General features: G+C 67.9%; 21 protein-coding genes and 1 pseudogene. 19 read left to right on the forward strand and 3 right to left on the reverse strand.

Annotation, left to right across the window (positions count from 1 at the left end):
- Positions 1-68 precede the first annotated feature (68 nt).
- From HB724_RS18000 to ccoS, 11 genes are all read left to right on the forward strand, one after another.
- Positions 69-833, forward strand: coding sequence for a (Fe-S)-binding protein (locus HB724_RS18000; RefSeq protein WP_213982329.1), 765 nt, complete (start codon positions 69-71; stop codon positions 831-833).
- Positions 830-2,230 (forward strand): lactate utilization protein B, encoded by a 1,401-nt coding sequence (locus HB724_RS18005; protein ID WP_213982330.1) that lies wholly within the window; start codon positions 830-832, stop codon positions 2,228-2,230. Before HB724_RS18000 ends, HB724_RS18005 begins: the two co-directional genes overlap by 4 nt.
- The gene (locus HB724_RS18010) at positions 2,227-2,847 is read left to right on the forward strand and encodes an LUD domain-containing protein (protein WP_213982331.1); all 621 of its coding nucleotides are present in this window, start codon (positions 2,227-2,229) and stop codon (positions 2,845-2,847) included. The genes HB724_RS18005 and HB724_RS18010 overlap by 4 nt, the downstream gene beginning before the upstream one ends.
- 87 nt (positions 2,848-2,934) lie before the next feature.
- Positions 2,935-4,578 carry a cytochrome-c oxidase, cbb3-type subunit I gene (gene ccoN / locus HB724_RS18015; protein ID WP_213982332.1) on the forward strand — a complete coding sequence of 548 codons (1,644 nt, stop codon included), beginning with the start codon at positions 2,935-2,937 and terminating at the stop codon, positions 4,576-4,578.
- Positions 4,579-4,590: 12 nt separating this feature from the next.
- Positions 4,591-5,322: a cytochrome-c oxidase, cbb3-type subunit II gene (gene ccoO / locus HB724_RS18020; RefSeq protein WP_213982333.1), complete on the forward strand. Its 732-nt coding sequence runs from the start codon at positions 4,591-4,593 to the stop codon at positions 5,320-5,322.
- Positions 5,319-5,486 carry a cbb3-type cytochrome c oxidase subunit 3 gene (locus HB724_RS18025; protein WP_213982334.1) on the forward strand — a complete coding sequence of 56 codons (168 nt, stop codon included), beginning with the start codon at positions 5,319-5,321 and terminating at the stop codon, positions 5,484-5,486. Before ccoO ends, HB724_RS18025 begins: the two co-directional genes overlap by 4 nt.
- On the forward strand, positions 5,479-6,405 hold the full coding sequence (gene ccoP / locus HB724_RS18030; protein WP_213982335.1) for a cytochrome-c oxidase, cbb3-type subunit III: 927 nt from the start codon (positions 5,479-5,481) through the stop codon (positions 6,403-6,405). Before HB724_RS18025 ends, ccoP begins: the two co-directional genes overlap by 8 nt.
- A 1-nt stretch (position 6,406) precedes the next feature.
- Positions 6,407-7,864 (forward strand): cytochrome c oxidase accessory protein CcoG, encoded by a 1,458-nt coding sequence (gene ccoG, locus HB724_RS18035; RefSeq protein ID WP_213982336.1) that lies wholly within the window; start codon positions 6,407-6,409, stop codon positions 7,862-7,864.
- A gap of 5 nt (positions 7,865-7,869) precedes the next feature.
- Positions 7,870-8,361, forward strand: a complete 492-nt coding sequence (locus HB724_RS18040) for a FixH family protein (RefSeq protein ID WP_213982337.1) — start codon at positions 7,870-7,872, stop codon at positions 8,359-8,361.
- Positions 8,358-10,499, forward strand: a complete 2,142-nt coding sequence (locus HB724_RS18045; RefSeq protein WP_213982338.1) for a heavy metal translocating P-type ATPase — start codon at positions 8,358-8,360, stop codon at positions 10,497-10,499. The genes HB724_RS18040 and HB724_RS18045 overlap by 4 nt, the downstream gene beginning before the upstream one ends.
- Positions 10,496-10,660, forward strand: a complete 165-nt coding sequence (ccoS, locus tag HB724_RS18050; protein ID WP_213982339.1) for a cbb3-type cytochrome oxidase assembly protein CcoS — start codon at positions 10,496-10,498, stop codon at positions 10,658-10,660. The genes HB724_RS18045 and ccoS overlap by 4 nt, the downstream gene beginning before the upstream one ends.
- A gap of 131 nt (positions 10,661-10,791) precedes the next feature.
- Here ccoS and HB724_RS18055 read toward each other — a convergent pair whose 3' ends face one another.
- Positions 10,792-11,466 (reverse strand): OmpW family outer membrane protein, encoded by a 675-nt coding sequence (locus HB724_RS18055; RefSeq protein WP_213982340.1) that lies wholly within the window; start codon positions 11,464-11,466, stop codon positions 10,792-10,794.
- A 125-nt stretch (positions 11,467-11,591) separates the two neighbouring features.
- Between HB724_RS18055 and hemN the strand changes: the two genes are divergently transcribed.
- Together hemN and HB724_RS18065 are read left to right on the forward strand one after the other, a co-directional pair.
- Positions 11,592-12,914, forward strand: a complete 1,323-nt coding sequence (hemN, locus tag HB724_RS18060) for an oxygen-independent coproporphyrinogen III oxidase (protein WP_213982341.1) — start codon at positions 11,592-11,594, stop codon at positions 12,912-12,914.
- Positions 12,915-13,163: 249 nt separating this feature from the next.
- Entirely contained in the window at positions 13,164-13,868 is a 705-nt protein-coding gene (locus HB724_RS18065; protein WP_213982342.1) for a Crp/Fnr family transcriptional regulator, read from the forward strand.
- Here the strand turns inward: HB724_RS18065 and HB724_RS18070 are convergent.
- Together HB724_RS18070 and HB724_RS18075 are read right to left on the reverse strand one after the other, a co-directional pair.
- Positions 13,828-14,355, reverse strand: coding sequence for a hypothetical protein (locus tag HB724_RS18070; protein WP_213982343.1), 528 nt, complete (start codon positions 14,353-14,355; stop codon positions 13,828-13,830). The genes HB724_RS18065 and HB724_RS18070 overlap by 41 nt on opposite strands.
- 70 nt (positions 14,356-14,425) lie before the next feature.
- Positions 14,426-16,306: a potassium transporter Kup gene (locus HB724_RS18075; RefSeq protein WP_213982344.1), complete on the reverse strand. Its 1,881-nt coding sequence runs from the start codon at positions 16,304-16,306 to the stop codon at positions 14,426-14,428.
- Positions 16,307-16,438: 132 nt separating this feature from the next.
- Between HB724_RS18075 and HB724_RS18080 the strand changes: the two genes are divergently transcribed.
- From HB724_RS18080 to HB724_RS18105, 6 genes and pseudogenes are all read left to right on the forward strand, one after another.
- Entirely contained in the window at positions 16,439-16,732 is a 294-nt protein-coding gene (locus HB724_RS18080) for a hypothetical protein (RefSeq protein ID WP_213982345.1), read from the forward strand.
- A 105-nt stretch (positions 16,733-16,837) separates the two neighbouring features.
- Positions 16,838-16,927 (forward strand): K(+)-transporting ATPase subunit F, encoded by a 90-nt coding sequence (gene kdpF / locus HB724_RS18085; RefSeq protein WP_187727568.1) that lies wholly within the window; start codon positions 16,838-16,840, stop codon positions 16,925-16,927.
- Positions 16,928-16,938: 11 nt separating this feature from the next.
- The gene (gene kdpA, locus HB724_RS18090) at positions 16,939-18,642 is read left to right on the forward strand and encodes a potassium-transporting ATPase subunit KdpA (RefSeq protein ID WP_213982346.1); all 1,704 of its coding nucleotides are present in this window, start codon (positions 16,939-16,941) and stop codon (positions 18,640-18,642) included.
- An 11-nt stretch (positions 18,643-18,653) separates the two neighbouring features.
- Entirely contained in the window at positions 18,654-20,669 is a 2,016-nt protein-coding gene (gene kdpB, locus HB724_RS18095; protein WP_213982347.1) for a potassium-transporting ATPase subunit KdpB, read from the forward strand.
- A gap of 117 nt (positions 20,670-20,786) precedes the next feature.
- Positions 20,787-21,386, forward strand: a complete 600-nt coding sequence (gene kdpC, locus HB724_RS18100; RefSeq protein WP_213982348.1) for a potassium-transporting ATPase subunit KdpC — start codon at positions 20,787-20,789, stop codon at positions 21,384-21,386.
- Positions 21,383-21,915, forward strand: a pseudogene (locus HB724_RS18105) (histidine kinase); the annotation flags it as partial. The gene kdpC and the pseudogene HB724_RS18105, both read left to right, overlap by 4 nt.

Consider the following 21,915-nt stretch of genomic DNA (forward strand, 5'->3'; position numbering starts at 1 on the left):
GACATGGCACAGTACATCACCGGCGCCGCTCTGTTGGTAGATGGCGGCGCCTTCGTGAACCTTCAGTAATGACCGAGGATCGGCCCCGCGTAGCACTGTTCGTCACCTGCCTGGTCGATGTGATGCGGCCGCGGATCGGCTTTGCCGCGATCCGCGCGCTGGAGGCGGCGGGGTGCGAAGTCATGGTGCCGCCGGACCAGACCTGCTGCGGCCAGCCCGCGCTCAATTCGGGCGACCGCGCGACCGCCGAGAAGATGGCGCGGACCACCATCGCGCTGCTCGAACCCTATGAAGCGGTGGTCGTTCCCTCGGGCTCGTGCGCGGGGACGATCATCGCCCATTATCCCGAGATCCTCGCGCACGATCCCGACTGGCATGCACGCGCCGAAGCCCTGGCGGCCAAGACCCACGAGATCCTCTCCTATCTCGACCGCGTGCGCGGATGGCGGCCCGAGGGCGCCGCGCTCCACGCCAGCGCCGCCTATCACGACAGCTGCTCCGGCCTGCGCGAGCTGGGCATCAAGAGCGAGCCGAGGCGCCTACTGGATGCCGTCGAGGGGCTGGCGCTCAAGCCGCTGGCGGGCGCGGAGACCTGTTGCGGCTTCGGCGGCACCTTCTGCGTCAAATATCCGGCGATCTCGAACGCGATCACCGAGGAGAAGGCCGCGCAGATCGAGGCCAGCGGCGCCGAGCTACTGCTGGCGGGCGATCTCGGTTGCCTGATGAACATGGCCGGCAAGCTCAATCGCCGCGGCTCGAAGGTCCGCGCCTTCCACGCGATCGAGCTGGTCGCCGGCATGGGCGACGGCCCCGCAATCGGGGAAGCCGAATGACCGCCGGCTTCAAGGAGCGCGCCGCCAAGGCGCTCGCCGATCCGCTGCTCAAGATCGCGATCGAGCGCACCGCCAGCACCGCCGAGACCAAGCGCGGCGTGGCCGTCGCCGCATTCCCCGATTTCCAGGGCGCGCGGCACCGGGCGGCGGCGATCAAGGACCATGTGATCGCCGATCTCGCCGACTATCTAGAGATGTTCGAGGCCAACGCCGTCGCGGCGGGCGCCAAGGTGCATTGGGCCGAGACTTCGGAGGAAGCCTGCGGGATCGTCATCGACATCTGCAAGGCGGCGGGCGCGAAATCGGCCGCGCGCTCCAAGTCGATGCTGGGCGAGGAGATCGGCCTGCCGCACGCGCTGGCCGAGGCGGGGATCGAGCGCGTCGAGACCGATCTTGCCGAGCACATCATCCAGCTTGCCGGCGATCCGCCCTCGCACATCGTCTGGCCGGCGATGCACAAGACCCGCGAGCAGGTCGCCGAGCTGTTCCGCGCGCATCATCGCGAGGCGCAAGCGGACGACAGCATTGCCGCGCTCGCGGAAAGCGCCCGGCACGAACTGCGCTCCCGCATGCTCGGCGCCGATGTCGGCATATCGGGCGCGAATTTCCTGATCGCCGACAGCGGCCAGATCTGCACCGTCACCAACGAAGGCAATGCCGAGCTCTCGCTGGTGCCGCCGCGCGTCCATATCGTCACCGCCGGGATCGAGAAGATCGTGCCGTCGATGCCGCATGCCATCCATATGCTGCGGATGCTGGCCCGATCGGCGACGGGCGCGGCACTGACGCAATATACCACCTTCTATGCCGGTCCCCGGCGCCCGGGCGACACCGATGGTCCGGAGGAGATGCACATCGTGCTGGTCGACAACGGCCGCTCGAAGATGCGCAGCGAAGGGCTGGCCGAGATGCTGCGCTGCATCCGCTGCGGCGCTTGCATGAACCATTGCGTGGTGTTTCGCCAGATCGGTGGCCATGCCTATGGCGGCACCTATCCGGGTCCGATGGGCGCGGTGCTGACGCCCGCGCTCGACGGTCTCTCCGCCAATCGCGACCTGGCGCATGCCTGCACGATGAACGGGCGGTGCCAGGAAGTCTGTCCGGTCGAGATCCCGCTCCCCACGCTGCTGCGCGGCTGGCGCGAGAAGAGCTGGCGCGAGGGGCTGGAGCCGGCGACGGCCCGCTTCGGCCTCGGGATCTGGGCCTGGGTGGCGGCGCGCCCCCGCCTCTATCGCTTCGGCACCGCGATGGCGGTGCGCGTGCTGGCGCTGGTCGGCCGCAAGCGCTGGATCCGCAGCCTGCCGCTCGCCGGCGGCTGGACCAAATATCGCGACCTGCCCGCACCGAGCGGGCGCAGCTTCATGGAGCAATATGCCGCGCAAAAGGATCGCAAATGAGCGCGCGTGACGCGATCCTCGCGCGCCTGCGCAACGCCGGTCCCTCGTCGGACCGCGCGGCCGAGGCCCGGCGCCTGGTCGAGACGGTCGAGCGCCCGCACCTCGCGCCCGCGCCGGCGCCCGAGACCTTCCTCCAGGCGCTGGCCGGCCCGACCCTGTTCGCCACGCACGATCGCATCGCTTCGCCCGCCGGAATTCCCGGCGCGGTCGGCCGCTACCTGGCCGGCCAGGCATTGCCGGCCGCGCTGTACCTGCCGCCCGATCCGTTCGTCGCCGAACGCGACTGGAGCGGCTTCGCCCTGCACGACCGCTGTGCGCCCGACGAACCGGCGGTGCTCGCGGTCGCCCGTGCCGGTATCGCGGAGACCGGCTCGCTGATCTTCGACACCGGCCCCGCCGCGCCGATGCTCCCCAATTTCCTGGGGCTGCACCTGATCGTCCTGCTCCGGGTGGAGACGATCGTCCTGCACCTGGAGGACATCCCTGCTTCGCCCGCCCTGCCCCGCGCCCATTACTGGGTCACCGGCGTCAGCGGCACGACCGATATCGAGGGCCAATATGTCCGCGGCGCGCATGGTCCGCGCTTCCTCCACGTCATCCTTCTGGACGGAGAATAACCGGCCGCCCGGGTCGTTTGACCAATATCAAGGCCGGTTTGCCCTAACGGCTCCACCAGACCCGCGCACGATTGCGACGGGGCGGATATGGACAACATCGTTACCCGCGCTGGCCTTTGGTTTGGTCTGGCGCTGATCCTTGTCCTGGCGGCGGCATTGGCCGTCGACCAGGCTTTTACGGTTCACATGATGATCTCCGCCGGAGCGGCGCTGATCGCGGCATTCTTCACGATGAAGCATGTCGCCGCCGATCCTGTCCCCGCCGGGGCGCAGGCCGGACGCTATTATGACGACGTCATACGATGGGGCGTCATCGCCACCGTCTTCTGGGGGATCGTCGGCTTCCTGGTCGGGATCGTCATCGCCTCGCAGCTCACCTTCCCGCTGCTCAACCTGCATTACGACTTCACGACCTTCGGGCGGCTGCGGCCGCTGCATACGTCGGCGGTGATCTTCGCGTTCGGCGGCAATGCGCTGATCGCGACGAGCTTCTACGTCGTCCAGCGCACCTGCCGGGCGCGGCTGGCGATGCCGTGGCTCGCCCGCTTCGTCTTCTGGGGCTACCAGCTCTTCATCGTGCTGGCCGCCACCGGCTATGTGATGGGCGTGACCGAGGGCCGCGAATATGCCGAGCCCGAATGGTATGTCGATATCTGGCTGACGATCGTCTGGGTCAGCTATCTGCTCGTCTTCGCCGGCACGATCCTGAAGCGCTCCGAGCCGCATATCTACGTCGCCAACTGGTTCTACCTCGCCTTCATCGTCACGATTGCGATGCTCCATCTGGTGAACAACCTGACGGTGCCGGTGAGCTGGGTGGGCTCCAAGTCCTATTCCGCCTTCTCGGGCGTGCAGGACGCGCTGACCCAATGGTGGTACGGCCATAATGCGGTCGGCTTCTTCCTGACCGCCGGCTTCCTGGGCATGATGTACTACTTCGTGCCCAAGCAGGCCGAGCGCCCGATCTACAGCTACCGGCTGTCGATCGTCCACTTCTGGTCGCTGATCTTCCTCTATATCTGGGCCGGTCCGCACCATCTCCACTACACCGCGCTACCCGATTGGGCGCAGACGCTGGGCATGGTCTTCTCGATCATGCTGTGGATGCCGAGCTGGGGCGGCATGATCAATGGCCTGATGACCCTCAACGGGGCATGGGACAAGATCCGCACCGATCCGATCATCCGCATGATGGTGTTCGCGCTCGCCTTCTACGGCATGAGCACCTTCGAAGGGCCGATGATGTCGGTGAAGAGCGTCAACTCGCTCTCGCACTACACCAACTGGACGATCGGCCATGTCCATTCGGGCGCGCTCGGCTGGAACGGCATGATTACCTTCGGCGCGCTCTATTACATGGCGCCGCGCCTGTGGGGCCGGGAGCGGCTCTATTCGCTCCGCATGGTCAACTGGCACTTCTGGTGCGCGACGCTGGGCATCGTGCTCTACGCCTCCGCCATGTGGGTGGCGGGCATCACCCAGGGGCTGATGTGGCGCGAATATGGGGATGACGGCTACCTCGTCTACGCCTTCGCCGAAGTCGTCGCCGCGATGCATCCCTATTACCTGATCCGCACCGTGGGTGGCCTGCTCTACTTCGCCGGCGCGATCTTCATGGCCTGGAACATCTGGATGACGATCCGCGGCAAGCTGCGCGACGAGGCGCCGCTGACCACCGCGCCCTACGATCCGGCGAAGGACCACCCGCTCCAGCCCGCCGCTGCCGAATAAGGACCGATAGAAATGACCACCTGGGCAAACCGTCACAAGGTCATCGAGCGCAACGTGGTGCTGCTCGCGGTCCTTGCGCTCGTCACCGTCGCGATCGGCGGCATCGTCGAGATCGCGCCGCTCTTCTGGATCCAGTCGACCGTCACGCGGGTCGAGGGGGTGCGGCCCTACACGCCGCTCGAGCTGGCCGGACGCAACATCTATATCCGCGAGGGCTGCTATGGCTGCCACAGCCAGATGATCCGCCCGTTCCGCGACGAAGTGGAACGCTACGGGCACTACAGCCTGGCTGCGGAGAGCATGTACGATCACCCGTTCCAATGGGGATCGGAGCGTACCGGGCCGGATCTCGCCCGCGTTGGCGGCCGCTATTCGGATGAATGGCACGTCCAGCACCTGAAGGATCCGCGCGCGGTAGTGCCGGAATCGATCATGCCGCCCTATGCCTTCCTGGCCGAGCGCGAGCTGAAGGTGCCGAACATCGCCGATCACCTGAAGGCGCTGCGCGACGTCGGCGTGCCCTATACCGACGAGGACATCGCCAAGGCGGCCGAGGATCTGCGCGCGCAGAGCGGCGACGGGGACGGCGCGGCGGTGGCCAAGCGCTATCCCAAGGCCCAGTCGCGCGATTTCGACGGTGATCCCACCCGCCTGACCGAGATGGATGCGCTCGTCGCCTATCTCCAGGGTCTCGGCACCCAGGTCGACTTCAAGGCAGCGGCGGCGCGGGAGCAGGCGAAATGAGCGCCTATGACTCGCTCCGGCACTTCGCCGACAGTTGGGGCCTGGTGATGATGGGCGTCGCTTTCCTGGCGTTCACCGGCTGGGCCTTCCGCCCCCATGGCCGCGCGGCCAACGACCGCGCCGCGAACAGCATTTTCGAAGATGAGGACCATATCGATGGCTGACAACAAGCGCGTCGATCAGGCGACCGGCACCTCCACCGTCGGCCATGAATGGGACGGCATCGAGGAACTCGATACGCCGATGCCCCGCTGGTGGCTGATAACCTTCTATGCCTGCATCGCCTTCGCGATCGGCTATTGCATCCTCTATCCCGCCTGGCCGATGCTGAGCAGCGCCACCCGGGGCACGCTCGGCTGGTCGAGCCACGCCCAGTTCGACGCGGAGATCGCCGCCGACACGGCGCGCAAGGCGCCGATCATGCGCGCGCTCGCCGAAACGCCGATCGAGCGGCTGCCGGGCAATCCCACGCTGCTCGCCGCGGCCGAGGAAGGCGGACGCGCCGCGTTCAAGGTGAATTGCGTCCAGTGCCACGGCTCGGGCGCCACCGGGAGCAAGGGCTATCCCAACCTCAACGACGACGACTGGCTGTGGGGCGGCGACCTCGCCACCATCCAGCAGACGCTGATGCACGGCGTCCGCCAGCCCGGCGACGACGCGACGCGCATGTCGCAGATGCCGGCCTTCGGCCGCGACGGCATCCTGACGCCCGACCAGATCGGCGACGTCGTCTCCTTCGTGCGCACCGTCTCGCGCCAGGAGCCGAACAGCACCTCGGCGCGGCGCGGCGCGGCATTGTTCACGGCCAATTGCGCCGTCTGCCATGGCGACAACGCCAAGGGCAACCGCACCATGGGCGCGCCCAACCTGACCGACTCGATCTGGCTCTATGGCGGTGATCGCGAGACGCTGACCCAGACCGTGACCAACGCCCGCTACGGCATCATGCCCGCCTGGGGCGGCCGTCTCGATCCGGTGACGATCAAGATGCTCGCGGCCTATGTCCATTCGCTGGGCGGCGGCGAGGCGAACCCGGCACCGGCGGTCCCCATTCCGGCGGCCACGCAGAATGCCCGGCCCTGACATGATCGTCGAGCCTCCGCAGCACTTCTTCGAGGCGCGGCGGAAGGTATTCCCGCGCAAGGTCGACGGGCCGTTCCGGCGCCTGAAATGGGCGATCATGGCGGTCACGCTGACGATCTATTACGTCACGCCGTGGCTGCGCTGGGACCGCGGCCCCTATGCGCCCGATCAGGCGGTGCTGATCGACCTTACGCACCGCCGCTTCTACATGTTCTCGATCGAGATCTGGCCGCACGAATTCTATTACGTCGCGGGGCTGCTGGTGATGGCCGCGATCGGGTTGTTCCTCGTCACCTCGGCGGTGGGACGCGCCTGGTGCGGCTATGCCTGCCCGCAGACGGTGTGGACCGACCTGTTCGTCCATGTCGAGCGTTGGATCGAGGGCGACCGCAACGCCCAGATCCGCCTCGATCGCGCGCCCTGGGGACCGGCCAAGATCGGCAAGCGCGGCACTAAGTTCGCCATCTGGCTGGCGATCGCCGCGCTGACCGGCGGCGCCTGGATCTTCTATTTCGCCGACGCGCCCAGCCTTGCCCGCGCCTTCTTCACCGGCACCGCGCCGATGCCGGCCTATGCAACCGTCGGCATCCTGACCTTCACCACCTTCACGCTGGGCGGGCTGATGCGCGAGCAGGTGTGCATCTATATGTGCCCCTGGCCGCGCATCCAGTCGGCGATGATGGATGAGAAGTCGCTGAGCGTCACCTACAAGACATGGCGCGGCGAGCCCCGCACCCATGGCCTGAAGCGCAGCAGCTCACCCCTGCTCGCCGACCTCGCGACCGGCGAGGCGAAGATCGGCGACTGCATCGATTGCGGCGCCTGCGTCGCGGTGTGCCCCACCGGCATCGACATCCGCGAGGGGCCGCAGATCGGCTGCATTACCTGCGGCCTGTGCATCGACGCCTGCGACGAAATAATGCGCAAGGTCGATCGCGAGCCCCGCCTGATCGGCTATACGACCGAGGCCGACGCCAAGCGCGCCAAGGCGGGCGAAGCGCCGGTACCCGCTCTCAAGCGGCTGTTCCGCGTGCGCACGATCGTCTATTTCCTCGTTTGGGCCGGGATCGGCTTCGGCATGCTCTTCGCGCTCGGCAGCCGCACGCGGATCGAGCTCAGCGTCGCGCAGAACCGCAACCCGCTCTGGGTCCGCCTGTCCGACGGCAGCATCCGCAACGCCTATGTGGTCAAGGTCCGCAACATGGAGGCGCGGCCGCGGGACGTGGAGATCTCGATCGCCGGCGTCGACGGCGTGCTGTGGAACGAGACCGGCGCCCGCGAGACCGCCGCGCGCACCGTGCGGATGACGGTCGGCGCCGATCAGGTGGCGAAGACCCAGCTCTTCGTCGCGGTGCCCGCCGGCGGCGAGAAGCGCAGCGACCTGACCTTCACCGTCCGCGCGCTCGATGCCGAAGGCGGCAGCGCCAGCGACCATAGCTTCCTCGAGAAACCGGAGTGATCCCGATGATCCGCCGCTTCACCGTCCATCGCTTCACCACCAAAGGTTTCACCGGCTGGCACATGACCGCGATCATGGTCGCGTTCTTCGGCGTGGTGATCGCCGTCAACTTCGTGATGGCGAGCGATGCCGTGCGCACCTTCGGCGGCGAGGTGGTCGAGAACAGCTATGTCGCGAGCCAGCGCTACAATGGCTGGCTGGCCGAGGCGCGCGCGCAGGAGCGCGAGGGCTGGCGCGCCGATCCGGCGGTTCGGCCCGACAGGCGCCTCGCGCTCAACGTGGGCCGTGGCACCCAGGCGGTGGATGGCGCCCGCGTCACCGTGATCGCGCAGCATCCGCTCGGCACCCTCCCCGATCGCGCGCTGCAATTTGCCGCGGGCGCCACGGCGGGCCAGTATCTCTCGGACGCGCCGCTCCCCGCCGGGCGCTGGTTGTTGCGCATCACCATCGAGCAGAACGGCAAACGCGCCCATTTCGACGACGAAGTCCGCATATGAACGCCCCCGCGACGATCGAAGGCGCCGAACCGCTCGCGACATCGACCTTCGTCGTCGAAGGCATCCATTGCGCCGCCTGCATCGCCAAGATCGAACGCGGCCTCACCGCGCTGCCGGGCGTGACCGGCGCCCGCGTCAATTTCAGCACCCGCCGCGTCCGCGTCGATCATGCGGACAGCCTCGCCGAAGCGGCGATCCTGGGCGAGATCGGCCGGATCGGCTTCACCGCACACGCCTTTGCCGGCGAGGCCGCCAACCAGGCCAACCGCGAAGGCCGCCAGCTTGTCCTCGCCCTGGCCGTCGCCGGCTTCGCGATGATGAACGTGATGCTGCTTTCCGTCTCGGTCTGGTCGGGTGCGGACGGAGCGACGCGCGGGCTGTTCCACTGGCTCTCGGCACTGATCGCGCTGCCGGCCATCGCCTATTCGGGCCAGCCCTTCTTCCGGAGCGCCTGGAGCGCGCTGCGCCATGGCCGCACCAACATGGACGTGCCGATCTCGATCGGCGTGACGCTCACCGCCGCGATGAGCCTCTACGAGACCGCGACCGGGGGCGAGCACGCCTATTTCGACGGCGCGGTGATGCTGCTGTTCTTCCTGCTCGCCGGCCGGGTGCTCGACAATATGATGCGCGCGCGGGCGGAGGACGGGGTGGCCGCCCTGCTCCGCCGCGTGCCAGCCGACGCCTTGGTCCTCGGCCCGGACGGACAGGCGATGCGCCGCGCCGCCGATGAGATCGCGCCGGGCATGCGCCTGCTGGTCGCCGCCGGAGAGCGGATCGCCGCCGACGGCGTGATCGAGGACGGCGAAACGACGATCGACCGTTCGCTCGTCACCGGCGAAAGCATCCCCGAGGATGGCGGCCCCGGCGCCCGCGTGCTCGCCGGCACGATCAATCTCGCCGCGCCGATCCGGGTGCGCGTCACCGCCGCCGGGCAATCGACCGCCATCGCCGACATCGCCCGGCTGATGGAGACCGCGGGCCAGTCCAAGTCGCGCTACGTCCGCATCGCCGATCGCGCCTCGCGGCTCTATGCGCCGGCCGTCCATACGCTGGCGGCGCTCACGTTGGCCGGCTGGCTGATCGCCGGCGCCGGGCTGCACCATGCGATGCTCACTGCCGTGGCGGTGCTCATCATCACCTGCCCCTGCGCGCTGGGGCTCGCCGTGCCGATCGCGCAGGTCGTCGCGGCGGGCGCGCTGATGCGCAAGGGCGTGCTCATCAAGGACGGCTCCGCGCTGGAGCGGCTCGCCGCCGCCGACACGATGCTGCTCGACAAGACCGGCACCGTCACTCTCGGCCGCGTCACCGTGATGGGCGGCCTGCCCGAGGCCCCGCACGAACGCGCCGCGTTGCTCGCGCTTGCCCGCGCCAGTCGCCATCCGCTATCGCAGGCCATTGTCGCCGCGCTCGATGGCGACGACGCCCCCGAGCTGACTGCGCTGGTCGAGCATCCCGGCCTGGGCATCGCGGCAGCGATCGGCGGCGAAATTGTCCGGCTCGGCCGCCCCGACTGGGTCGATCCCGATGCCGGGGATCGGGCGGTCGCCCAGACCGAAGTCACCTTCCGCATCGGCGATGCGTCGCCGCGCCACATCATCCTGTCCGATACGCTGCGACGCGACGCGAGCGCCGCGGTCGTCCGCCTGCGCGCCGAGGGCTTCGACCCGGAGATCGTCTCCGGCGATTCGCCCGCCGTGGTCGCGGCTTTGTCCGAGGCGCTCGGCGTCACCGGCAATGCCCGCATGTCGCCTGCCGACAAGCATGCCCTGGTCGAAGCGCTCGAAGCCAGGGGCCATCGCGTCGTGATGGTCGGAGACGGCCTCAACGACGGGCCTGCGCTCAAGGCCGCCTCGGTCGCGATCGCGCCCGCCACGGCCAGCGATGTCGGCCAGCTCGCCGCCGATCTCGTCTTCTTCGGCGATCGGCTGATGCCGGTGCCGATCGCGGTCGCCGCCGCGCGCCGGACGATGCGGGTGGTGCGTCAGAATTTCGCGCTGGCGATCGGCTATAACGTGCTCGCGGTGCCGTTGGCGATCGCCGGCATGGTCACGCCGCTGGTGGCGGCACTGGCGATGTCGGGCTCTTCGCTGCTGGTCGTCGCCAATGCGATGCGCCTGCGGAGCGCCGCGCGATGAACGGCGTCGCCGTCCTCATCCCCGTCGCCCTGCTGCTCGGCCTGCTCGGCCTCGCCGCCTTCTTCTGGGCCGCGCGCGGCGGGCAGTTCGAAGACCTGGACGGTGCAGCGCTCCGCATCCTCATCGACGATGACGACAAGCCCGAGGGGCCGGCGAACTAAGTCTTATCTTCTTCCCCGGCGAAGGCCGGGGAAGAGCAAGGCAATGCTGGCATCCAGCGCCTCAATCCGCCCATCCCTAAAAAAAAAGGCCGGCATTGCTGCCGGCCCCAGGTGAAGGGTTGCTCACGACCCTAGAAGCGGATGCCCACCCCCGCGCCGAACACCAGCGGATCGACATGGACCATCACGTTCTGCGTACCGATCGCGGTGGTCTGCAGCCGCGCCTTGGTGTCGATGTCGATGTACTTCAGGTCGAGGTTGAGGAAGATCTTGGGGTTGAGGTCGATATCGATGCCCACCTGGCCCGCCCAGCCGAAGCTGTCCGACATCTTGACGTTGGTCTTGCCGACCGCGTCCTGAAGCCCGCCCGAAGCCTTCTCGTCCCAGAAGATCGTGTAGTTCACGCCAGCGCCCACATAAGGACGAATCTTGCCGGCGGGATTGAAGTGATATTGCGCCGTCAGCGTCGGCGGCAGCACCCAGGTCGAGGCCAGGTCGCCGATCGATCCGGTCGTGCCGGTCTTGCCCGCGGCAGTATGCTTGGTGGTCGAGGCGATCAGCTCGAAGCCGATATTCTTCGTCGCCATATAGGTCACGTCGACCTCGGGCATCACGGCATTGTCGAGGCTGACATGCTCGGTCGGGAAGGTCGGCACGACGCCGCCCGACTTCTCGTTGGGCGCGACGACGATCGTGCGCAGCCGGACGAGCACGTCGCCGGCGGCGAGCCCCTGGTGATCCTGCGCTTGCGCGGGCATGGCTGCGAGCATGGCGCCCGCGGCTGCAAGGATCGGAACAACTTTCATCACTTTCCTCCTGAATTGACCAGGCACCCCTGCGCGCCCCGCGACCCGCCCGCATTGCGCCGCGGCAAATTCTCGTTTGATTCCGATCAAGAGGCCCCCGCGCCCGGCATGGCAGGAAAAGCCCCATGTCGACCTATCATCCCGACCTGCTCGCCACGCCGGTGCCGCGCTACACGAGCTTCCCGACGGCCGCCGAATTCGGCGACGCGGTGGGGCCGGCGGACATGGCCGCGGCGCTGGCCTCGATCGGCGATGATGAGCCCATCTCGCTCTATCTCCACATCCCCTATTGCGAGCAGGTCTGCTGGTATTGCGGCTGCAACACGGGCGCTTCGAACCGCACCGCGCGCGTCGCCGCCTATGTGCAGCGGCTGGGCGAGGAGATCTCGCTGATCGCCGCGAAGCTCGGCGGACGCGGCCGGATCGGCCGGATCGCCTGGGGCGGCGGCAGCCCCAATGCGCTGTCGCCCGAGCAGTTCGACGGCCTGATGGAGCATGTCCGCAGCGCATTCGCCTGCGAGGACGCCATCGTCTCGATCGAGCTCGATCCGCGCGGCCTCGACTGGCGCTGGGCCACGACCATCGGCCGCAACCGCATCAGCCGCGCCAGCCTGGGCGTCCAGACCTTCGCACCGCACATCCAGGCGGCGATCGGCCGCGTCCAGCCGCTGGAGGAGGTCGCGAGCGTCGTGGACCTGCTGCGCCTCGCTGGCGTCGAATCGATCAATTTCGATCTGATGTACGGCCTGCCCGGCCAGACCCTCGCCGATCTGGACGCGACGCTCGACCAGGCATTGGCGCTGGAGCCGGATCGGCTTGCGGTATTCGGCTATGCGCATGTCCCGCACCTGCTGCCGCGCCAGCGCCAGATCGACGCATCGAACCTGCCTGATGCCAAACAGCGCTTCCGCTTCGCCGGCCATGCCAATGACCGGCTGGTCGATGCGGGTTATCTGCCGATCGGCTTCGATCATTTCGCGCTGCCGGGCGATGCGATTTCCGTGGCGGCATCCGAAGGGCGCCTCCGCCGCAATTTCCAGGGCTTCACCGAGGATCAGGCCGATGTGCTGATCGGGCTCGGCGCCTCAGCGATCAGCAGCTTTCCCGGCTGGCTGCTCCAGAACGAGAAGAATGCCGGCCGCTATCACCTGAAGATCGGCAATGGCATGCTCGCCACCGCGCGCGGGCTGCACCGTTCCCCGCTCGACCAGCTTCGCGGACGGGCGATCGAGCATATCCTGTGCAACGGCGAAGCCGATCTGGGCGCCCTGCCCGATCTCGCCGATATCCGCGAGCGGCTTACTCCGTTCGAGGAGCGCCGCCTGATCGCCTGGACGGGCGCGCATCTGACGCTCTCGCCTCGCGCCCTTCCCTATGCGCGGACGATCGCCGCCGCGCTCGATCCCTATCGCCATGCCAGCGCGACCCGGTTCAGCAGCGCCGTTTGAGCGCATCCTCGCCGCGGCGGCATGCCTCGGCCTGATGGTCGCCCCGGCCATGCCCGTCGCTGCGCGAGGCCTGCCGATCCATGCCCGGTTCTGCGGCACGCCCGATCCCGCGCACCCGCCCAAGGCTCCCGACTGCCCCTCGCCCTGTCACGCGACCTGTCCGCGCAAGCATGCCGCGTCCGACGAGGATGATTCATATACGGGATAAACCCAAGCGACAGGTGCCCCCGTACATGCGACCCAAGCGTCATGAACGCAGGCCATCCTCGCTGCCACGAATGCTCGGTTCGCCAGACTGCGCTCTGCGCGAGCATGCTCGATGACGAGTTGGAGGCGCTGAGCGCGATCGGGCGGCGCAAACTCTTCCCCGGCGGCCAGGTCGTCACCTGGTCCGGCGATCCCAATACCCTCTGCGCCAATGTCGTCTCCGGCGCGCTCAAGGTGACCGCATCGACCGAGGACGGCCGCGAGCAGATCGTCGGGCTGCTCTATCAGGGCGATTTCGCCGGCCAGCCCTTTGTCGAGGAAGCGCCGCTCACCATCACCGCGCTTACCGACACCGATCTTTGCCTGTTCCCCCGCCCCGCCTTCGAGCGCACGCTGGGCGCCTATCCCCGGCTCGAACGGCTGCTGCTCCAGCGGACGATGCGCTCGCTGGACGATGCCCGCCAGCGCATGCTGTCGCTCGGCCGCAAGAATGCGCAGGAGCGCATCGCCGGCTTCCTGCTCGACGTGATCGAGCGTACTGTCCCACGCGGCGCGCCGATGCCGCTCAGCATCGAATTGCCGATCGGCCGCGGCGAGATGGCCGATTTCCTGGGGCTGACGATCGAGACGGTAAGCCGTCAGCTCACCAGGCTGAAGAGCGACGGCGTGATCGCCTTCGAAAAGGGCGACCGGAGCTGCACGATCGTCAATCGCGCGGCGCTGGAGGCAATTGCCTATCCGCTTTGACGTCGTCCAGCGCGGCATGGATCGCGCGGCCGATCAGCGCCTCCTTGAAGGCCATCGCCCGGCCGCACCCGTCGAAATAGCAGCGCAGCATATAGCCGAGCTGGCCGTCATGCCGCTTCGGGCTGCGTTCGACATGGTCCCACAGCGCGGTGACCAGATCCTCGCCATGGCTCGCGTCGATCGCGTGCATCGCCTCCAACGCGGCAAGTTCGGTCTCGCTCGGCCGGCACGCTTCGGGCAGGGAGCGCAGCACCCCCAGCGCATGCGCGTAATGCTCGGTCGAGACCCGTTCGATCCGCTCGCCGATGCGGCGCACCTGCGCGGGGCTGGGCACGTCGGGCAGCGCGTCGGCGATCGCCTCCAGGTCGCGGCACAAAGCGCGCTGGATCTGATGGTCGTCCTCGAATTCCTGCAACAGCGTCAGCGTCTCGCCCGCCGCGACGTAGCTCTTCGGCGTCATCGCGCCCATGATACTGGCCTCCGGCACATGTCTCCAGGGGATGACGCTAGGCGCCGGCGCGCGGCGCGCCTTGATGAGGGTCAAATGGCGCGGTGCGTCAGATCTCCAGCTGGCTCCCCAGCTCGACCACGCGATTGGTCGGCAGCTTGAAGAACTCCATCGCGCTTTCGGCGTTGCGCACCATCCAGGCGAACAGCTTCTCGCGCCAGATCGCCATCCCCGGCCGGCCCGATGCGATCAGCGTCTGCCGCGCTAGGAAATAGCTGGTGTCCATCGTCTTGAACGGCGCGCCCGCGCTGGTGATCCGGGCCAGCTCGGCGGGGATGTCGATCTCCTCCATGAAGCCGTAGCGCAGCACGATCCGGTAGAAGCCCTGCCCCAGATCGGTCACCATCGCGCGCGCGCCGCCCACATGCGGCACCTGCTCGATCGCCACGGTGAGCACAACCACGCGCTCGTGCAGCACGCGATTATGCTTGAGGTTGTGGAGCAGCGACGGCGGGATGTCGTCCACCGTGGAGGCGAGGAACACCGCCGTCCCCGAAACCCGCTGCACCGATTGCCCGGCCGACTTGATGAACATCTCCACCGGTATCGCCCCTTCGTGCAACCGCTCGCGCACCAGCCGCCGCCCGGTCGCCCAGGTCGTCAGCAGCGTGAAGGCGATCGCGGCCACCAGCAGCGGAAACCAGCCGCCGTCGGGGATCTTGGTGACGTTCGACGCGAAATAGAGCCCGTCGATCACCAGGAAGCTCCCGGTGACGATCGCCGCCACCACCGGCGGCCATTTCCACACCGCGAAGGTCAGCACGCCCAGCATGCAGGCGGTGATGAACATCGTGCCCGTCACGGCGATGCCGTATGCCGCCGCAAGGTTGCCCGAGCTCTTGAAGCCCAGAGCCAGCAGGATCACCAGGATCAGCAGCCCCCAATTGACCAGCGGCACATAGATCTGCCCCGCCGCCTTGGCACTGGTGTGGAGGATCCGGAGCCGCGGCAGGAAGCCGAGCTGCACAGCCTGCTGCGTCACCGAAAAGGCGCCCGAGATCACCGCCTGGCTCGCGATCACCGTCGCCAGCGTGGCGAGGATCACCAGCGGCAGCCGCGCCCAGTCCGGCGCCATCAGGAAGAAGGGGTTCGCGACCGCGGCGGGATCGTGGAGCAGCAACGCCGACTGGCCGAGATAGTTGAGCATCAGGCACGGAAAGGCGGCATAGAGCCACGAGATCGAGATCGCCTTGCGCCCGAAATGCCCCATATCGGCGTACAGCGCCTCGGCGCCGGTCACCGCGAGGACCACGGATCCCAGCGCCAGGAAGGCCAGCTTCGGGTCGATCAGGAAGAAATCCACCGCATAGGCCGGGTTGAGCGCCCAAAGGATCTCCGGCGCGCGCGCGATGCAGACCAGGCCAAGCACCGCCAGCACCGCGAAATAGACCAGCATCACCGGCCCGAACAGCTTGCCGACGCTCGCCGTCCCGCGCGACTGGATCGCGAACAGCCCGATCAGGATGACGATCGTGATCGGCAGCACCAGCGGCGTGAGGCCCGCCTGGACGACCGTAAGCCCCTCCACCGCCGACAGTACCGAGATCGCCGGCGTGATGATCGCGTCGCCATAGAAGAGCGCGGTCGCGATCACGCCCAGCATCGCGATCGCGGCGCTCCAGCGGTTCTGCCCCAGCGTGCGGTTGATGAGCGCGAGCAGCGCCAGGCTGCCGCCCTCGCCCTTGTTGTCGGCGCGCAGGATGACGAAGACATATTTGACGGTGACGACCAGCATCATCGTCCAGAAGATCAGCGAGAGCACCCCGAAGATATGCGCGCGGTCCACCGCCAGCGGGTGGTGCCCGATGAAGCTCTCCTTCAGCGCATAGAGGGGCGAGGTGCCGATATCGCCGAACACCACGCCGATCGCGCCGATCGCGAGCGTCGGCAGGCTGTCGTGATGGTCGTGCGCATGCTGGTCTTCTTCCATCGCGCGCACCTATGCACGCGCGAGGGCGCCCACCACAAACTTTACGCCTTCTTTATGCGCCGGCCACACTCTCCCGTGGAACCTTAACCGCCCCAACGCCCACATCGCAGCCGTCAATCCAAGAACGGGAGCGTGAAGGTGGCCGCAATCCGGCGTCGCCTGGAATCAAACCAGCCCGGCTGGGCGGCGCAGATCGCGGTCCGCTCGGCGGGCCTTGCGCTGCTCGGCCTGTGCGCCGCGGCGGCCTGGTGGCTGCACCGTTCGGTCAGCCAGCTTCCGGCGCATTCCGCGACCTTTCTCGAATTCGCCGCCGCCGCGCTGGCGGTGTCGAGCGGCTGCCTGGGCTGGGCGCTGCTCGGCGAAGGCCCGGGCCTGTTCCGCCTGATCCCCGTTCCCGGCCGTACCATCCTTCCCTTTTCGAACTGAGGAATTCCGCAATGACCGATCTGATCTGGCTGGGAGTGCTGGGGGGGCTGTTCCTCCTCACGCTCGCCTATGTCCGCCTCTGCGACAATGCGTGAGGAGGCGGCCATGACGCTCCACCTCGCGCTCGCCGGGCTCACCGCGCTCGGTCTCCTCCTCTATCTCGTGGCCGTGCTCCTGCGGCCCGAGCGTTTCTGAAGGCCGCCGCCATGACCATGCAAGGCTGGACGCTGATCCTCGTCTTCGTCGCCCTCACCGTCGCGCTCGCCAAGCCGATGGGGATGTGGCTGTTCGCGCTCTACGAAGGGCGCCGCACGCCGCTCCACCGCGTGCTCGGTCCTGTCGAGCAGGGCTTCTACAAGCTCGCCGGCATCGATCCGAATGCCGAGCAGGGCTGGCGCCGCTATGCGGTCCACATGCTGCTGTTCCAGCTCGTGCTGGCGCTGTTCACCTACGCCATCCTGCGCCTGCAGGGCGTGCTGCCGATGAACCCGCGCGGGCTCGCTGGCATCGGCGCCGACGGCGCGCTGAACACCGCGATCAGCTTCACCACCAACACCAACTGGCAATGGTATTCGGGCGAGGTCGCGATGAGCAACCTCAGCCAGATGCTGGGCCTCGCCATCCATAATTTCCTGAGCGCCGCGACCGGCATCGCCATCGCCTTCGCGCTGTTCCGCGGCTTCGCGCGGCGCCAGGCGTCGGGCATCGGCAATTTTTGGGCGGACTGCACCCGCATCACCCTGTATCTGCTGCTGCCGATCTGCGTCGTCTATGCGCTCTTCCTGATCGCGAGCGGCGTGCCGCAGACCTTCCTGAGCTCGATCGACGCGACCACGCTGGAGGGCGCCAAGCAGACGCTCGTGATGGGCCCGATCGCCAGCCAGGAAGCGATCAAGATGCTCGGCACCAATGGCGGTGGCTTCCTGAATGCCAATTCGGCGCATCCGTTCGAGACCCCCAGCGCGCTTACCAATCTGGTGCAGATGCTGTCGATCTTCGCGATCGGTGTCGGCCTCACCTGGACCTTCGGCAAGGCGGTGGGCAACACCCGCCAGGGCTGGGCGCTGCTCGGCGCGATGATGGTGCTGTTCGTGGCCGGCGTGAGCGTCGTCTATTGGCAGGAAGCCTCGGGCAACCCGATCCTCCACGGCCTCGGCGCCCTGGGCGGCAACATGGAGGGCAAGGAAGTCCGCTTCGGCATCGCCGCGTCGGCCCTGTTCTCGGTCGTCACCACGGCCGCATCGTGCGGCGCGGTCAATGCGATGCATGACAGCTTCACCGCGCTCGGCGGCATGATCCCGATGATAAACATGCAGCTCGGCGAAGTCGTGGTCGGCGGCGTGGGCGCGGGCGTCTACGGCTTCCTGGTGTTCGCCATCCTCGCGGTGTTCGTCGCCGGGCTGATGGTCGGCCGCACCCCCGAATATGTCGGCAAGAAGATCGAGAGCCGCGAAGTGAAGCTGGCGGTGCTGACCGTGGCGATCCTGCCGCTCTGCATCCTCGGCCTGACGATGCTCGCATCCGTCCTGCCCGACGGCCTTGCCGGCCCGCTCAACAAGGGGCCGCACGGCTTCTCGGAGATCCTCTACACCTTCACCTCAGGCACCGCGAACAACGGTTCGGCATTCGGCGGCATCACCTCCGGCACGCCCTTCTACAACGGGCTCCTGTCGGTCGCGATGTGGCTTGGACGCTTCTTCATGATCGTCCCGATCCTCGCCATCGCCGGCAGCCTGGCCGCCAAGAAATACACCCCGGCCGGCGCGGGCTCGTTCCCGACCACCGGACCGCTCTGGGTGGGGCTGCTCGTCGGCATCATCCTGATCGTCGGCGGACTCACCTTCCTTCCCAGCCTCGCGCTCGGTCCGATCGCCGATCATCTCGCGATGATCCACGGCCAGCTCTTCTGAAGGCGACTGACATGACAACTGCATCCTCGATGTTCTCGGCCAAGCTGGTCGTACCCGCGATCGGCGACGCCTTCCGCAAGCTGGCCCCGCGCGAGCTGGTGAAGAACCCCGTGCTCTTCACCACCGCCGTGGTCGCGCTCCTCCTCACCGTGCTGCTGGTGATCGGCGGCGAGAACCTGCCGATCCCCTTCCAGCTCCAGCTCATCGTCTGGCTCTGGCTCACCGTCCTCTTCGGCACCTTCGCAGAGGCGCTGGCGGAGGGCCGCGGCCGCGCCCAGGCGGCATCGCTGCGCGCCGCCAAGTCGGAGCTCACCGCCCGGCTCCCCGACGGCAAGCTCGTCCCCGCCTCGCAGCTCCACAAGGGCCAGGTCGTGCTGGTCCGCACCGGCGACCTGATCCCGGCCGACGGCGAAGTCATCGAAGGCGTCGCCAGCGTCAACGAGGCCGCGATCACCGGCGAGAGCGCCCCCGTGATCCGCGAGGCGGGCGGCGACCGTTCGGCCGTCACCGCGGGCACCCGCGTCATCTCGGACCAGATCACTGTCCGCGTGACCCAGGAGCCCGGCCAGGGCTTTCTCGACCGCATGATTGCGCTCGTCGAAGGCGCCGAGCGGCAGAAGACCCCCAATGAGATCGCGCTGACGATCCTGCTGGTCGGCCTGACGATCATCTTCCTGATCGCCGTCGCCACCATCCCCGGCTTCGCCAGCTATGCGGGCGGCAGCATCCCCGTCGCGGTGCTCGCGGCGCTGCTCATCACGCTGATCCCGACCACCATCGCCGCGCTCCTCTCGGCGATCGGCATCGCGGGCATGGACCGGCTCGTGCGCTTCAACGTGCTCGCCAAGTCGGGCCGCGCGGTCGAGGCCGCAGGCGATATCGACGTCCTGCTGCTCGACAAGACCGGCACGATCACCATCGGCGACCGCCAGGCGAGCAGCTTCCAGCCTTTGGTCGGCGTCTCGAACGACGATCTCGCCCGCGCCGCCCTGCTCGCCAGCCTCCCGGACGAGACGCCGGAGGGCCGCTCGATCGTCGTCCTGGCGCGCGACAAGTTCGGCGTCACCGATCGCACGCTGCCCGAGGGCGCCGAGGTCATCCCCTTCACCGCCCAGACCCGCCTCTCGGGCGTGAAGCTCGACGGTCATCTGATCCAGAAGGGCGCAGTCGATGCGGTGCTGCGCGCCAATCCCGGTGCCGGCGCCACCGCCGCCGCGGCCGAGCTGCGCAAGATCACCGACTCGATCGCCCGCGCCGGCCAGACTCCGCTCGCCGTGGCACAGGACGGCCGCCTGCTCGGCGTGATCGCGCTGAAGGACGTCATCAAGGCCGGCGTCCGCGAACGTTTCGCCGAGCTGCGCCGCATGGGCATCCGCACCGTGATGATAACCGGCGACAACCCCCTCACCGCCGCCGCGATCGCCGCCGAGGCCGGCGTCGACGATTTCCTCGCCGAAGCCACGCCGGAGGACAAGCTCGCCCTCATCCGCAAGGAGCAGCAGGGCGGCAAGCTGGTCGCGATGTGCGGCGACGGCACCAACGACGCCCCCGCCCTCGCCCAGGCCGATGTCGGCGTCGCGATGAACACCGGCACCCAGGCCGCGCGCGAGGCCGGCAACATGGTCGATCTCGACAGCGATCCGACCAAGCTCATCGAGATCGTCGGCCTCGGCAAGCAGCTGCTGATGACCCGCGGCGCACTCACCACCTTCTCGGTCGCCAACGACGTCGCCAAATATTTCGCGATCATCCCGGCGATGTTCGTCGTGCTCTATCCGGGGCTGGCGGTGCTCAACGTGATGGGTCTCGCCTCGCCGCAGAGCGCGATCCTGTCGGCGATCATCTTCAACGCGCTCATCATCCCGATGCTGGTACCGCTGGCGCTGAAGGGCGTGACCTACAAGCCGATGGGCGCCGGCCCGCTGCTCGCACGCAACCTCGCCATCTACGGCCTGGGCGGCCTGGTCGCGCCGTTCATCGGCATCAAGCTGATCGACCTCGTCGTCGCCGGCCTTCACCTCGCCTGACCGTTCTCCCCTCCCGCTTGCGGGAGGGGTCGGGGGAGGGTCTGTCACGCCCTCTCGGAACAAGCCCTCCCCCAGCCCCTCCCGCAAGCGGGAGGGGTGCAAGAAGGAAGAAAGAAAATGCTCAAGGACTTCACCACCGCAATCCGCCCGGCGATCGTGCTCACGATCCTGTTCGCGGCCCTGCTCGGCCTCGCCTATCCGGCCGCACTCACCGGCATCGGCCAGTTCGCCTTTCCGCACCAGGCGAACGGCAGCCTGATCCGCGAGAACGGCCAGGTCGTCGGCTCCGAGCTGATCGGCCAGGGCTTCGCCGCCCCGCGTTATTTCCACCCGCGCCCCTCGGCCGCCGGAAAAGACGGCTATGATGCTTCTGCATCTTCCGGCTCGAACCTCGGCCCGACCAGCCAGGTTCTCGCCGACCGCGTGAAGACCGACATCGCCGCGCTTCGCACATCACCAGCAGTTTCGGTCCCCACCGATCTGGTGACGACCTCCGCCTCGGGACTCGATCCTGACATCAGCCCCGAGGCGGCTTTTTACCAAGTCGATCGCGTCGCCGCCGCACGGGGCCTGGGCAAGGACGCCCTCCGCACGCTCATCCGGCAGCACCAGCAGGGCGCACTGCTCGGCTTCCTCGGGGAACCGCGCGTCAATGTGCTCGAACTCAATCGCGCGCTCGACAGGCTGGGCGGTGCGAGCGCACAAGCGAAGGAGTGAGCCCCGGCCCCGAATCCGAGCAACGCCCGTCGCCCGAGGCCCTTCTGCGCGAAGCCGCGCAGGAGGGCCGCGGCCGTTTGAAGGTGTTCCTCGGCGCCGCGCCCGGCGTCGGCAAGACCTATGAGATGCTGACCGACGGCGCCGCCCGCCCCCGCGCCGGGATCGACACCGTCATCGGCGTGGTCGAGACGCATGGCCGCGCCGAGACCGAGGCGCTGGTCCATGGCTTCGAGATCGTGCCCCGCCGCCCGGTCGAATATCAGGGCCGCACGATCGAGGAGATGGACCTCGACGCCGTCCTCGCCCGCCGGCCCAGGCTGGTGCTGGTTGATGAGCTCGCCCACACCAACGCCCCCGGCAGCCGCCACGACAAGCGCTACCAGGATGTCGAGGAACTGCTGGCGGCGGGGATCGACGTCTATTCCACCGTCAACATCCAGCATATCGAGAGCCTGAACGACGTCGTCGCTTCGTTCACCAAGGTCCGCGTCCGCGAGACCCTGCCCGATCGCGTGCTGGAGAATGCCGA

The organism is Sphingomonas sp. dw_22, from assembly GCF_018449795.1.
In the GTDB taxonomy this organism is placed as follows: Bacteria; Pseudomonadota; Alphaproteobacteria; order Sphingomonadales; family Sphingomonadaceae; genus Sphingomonas.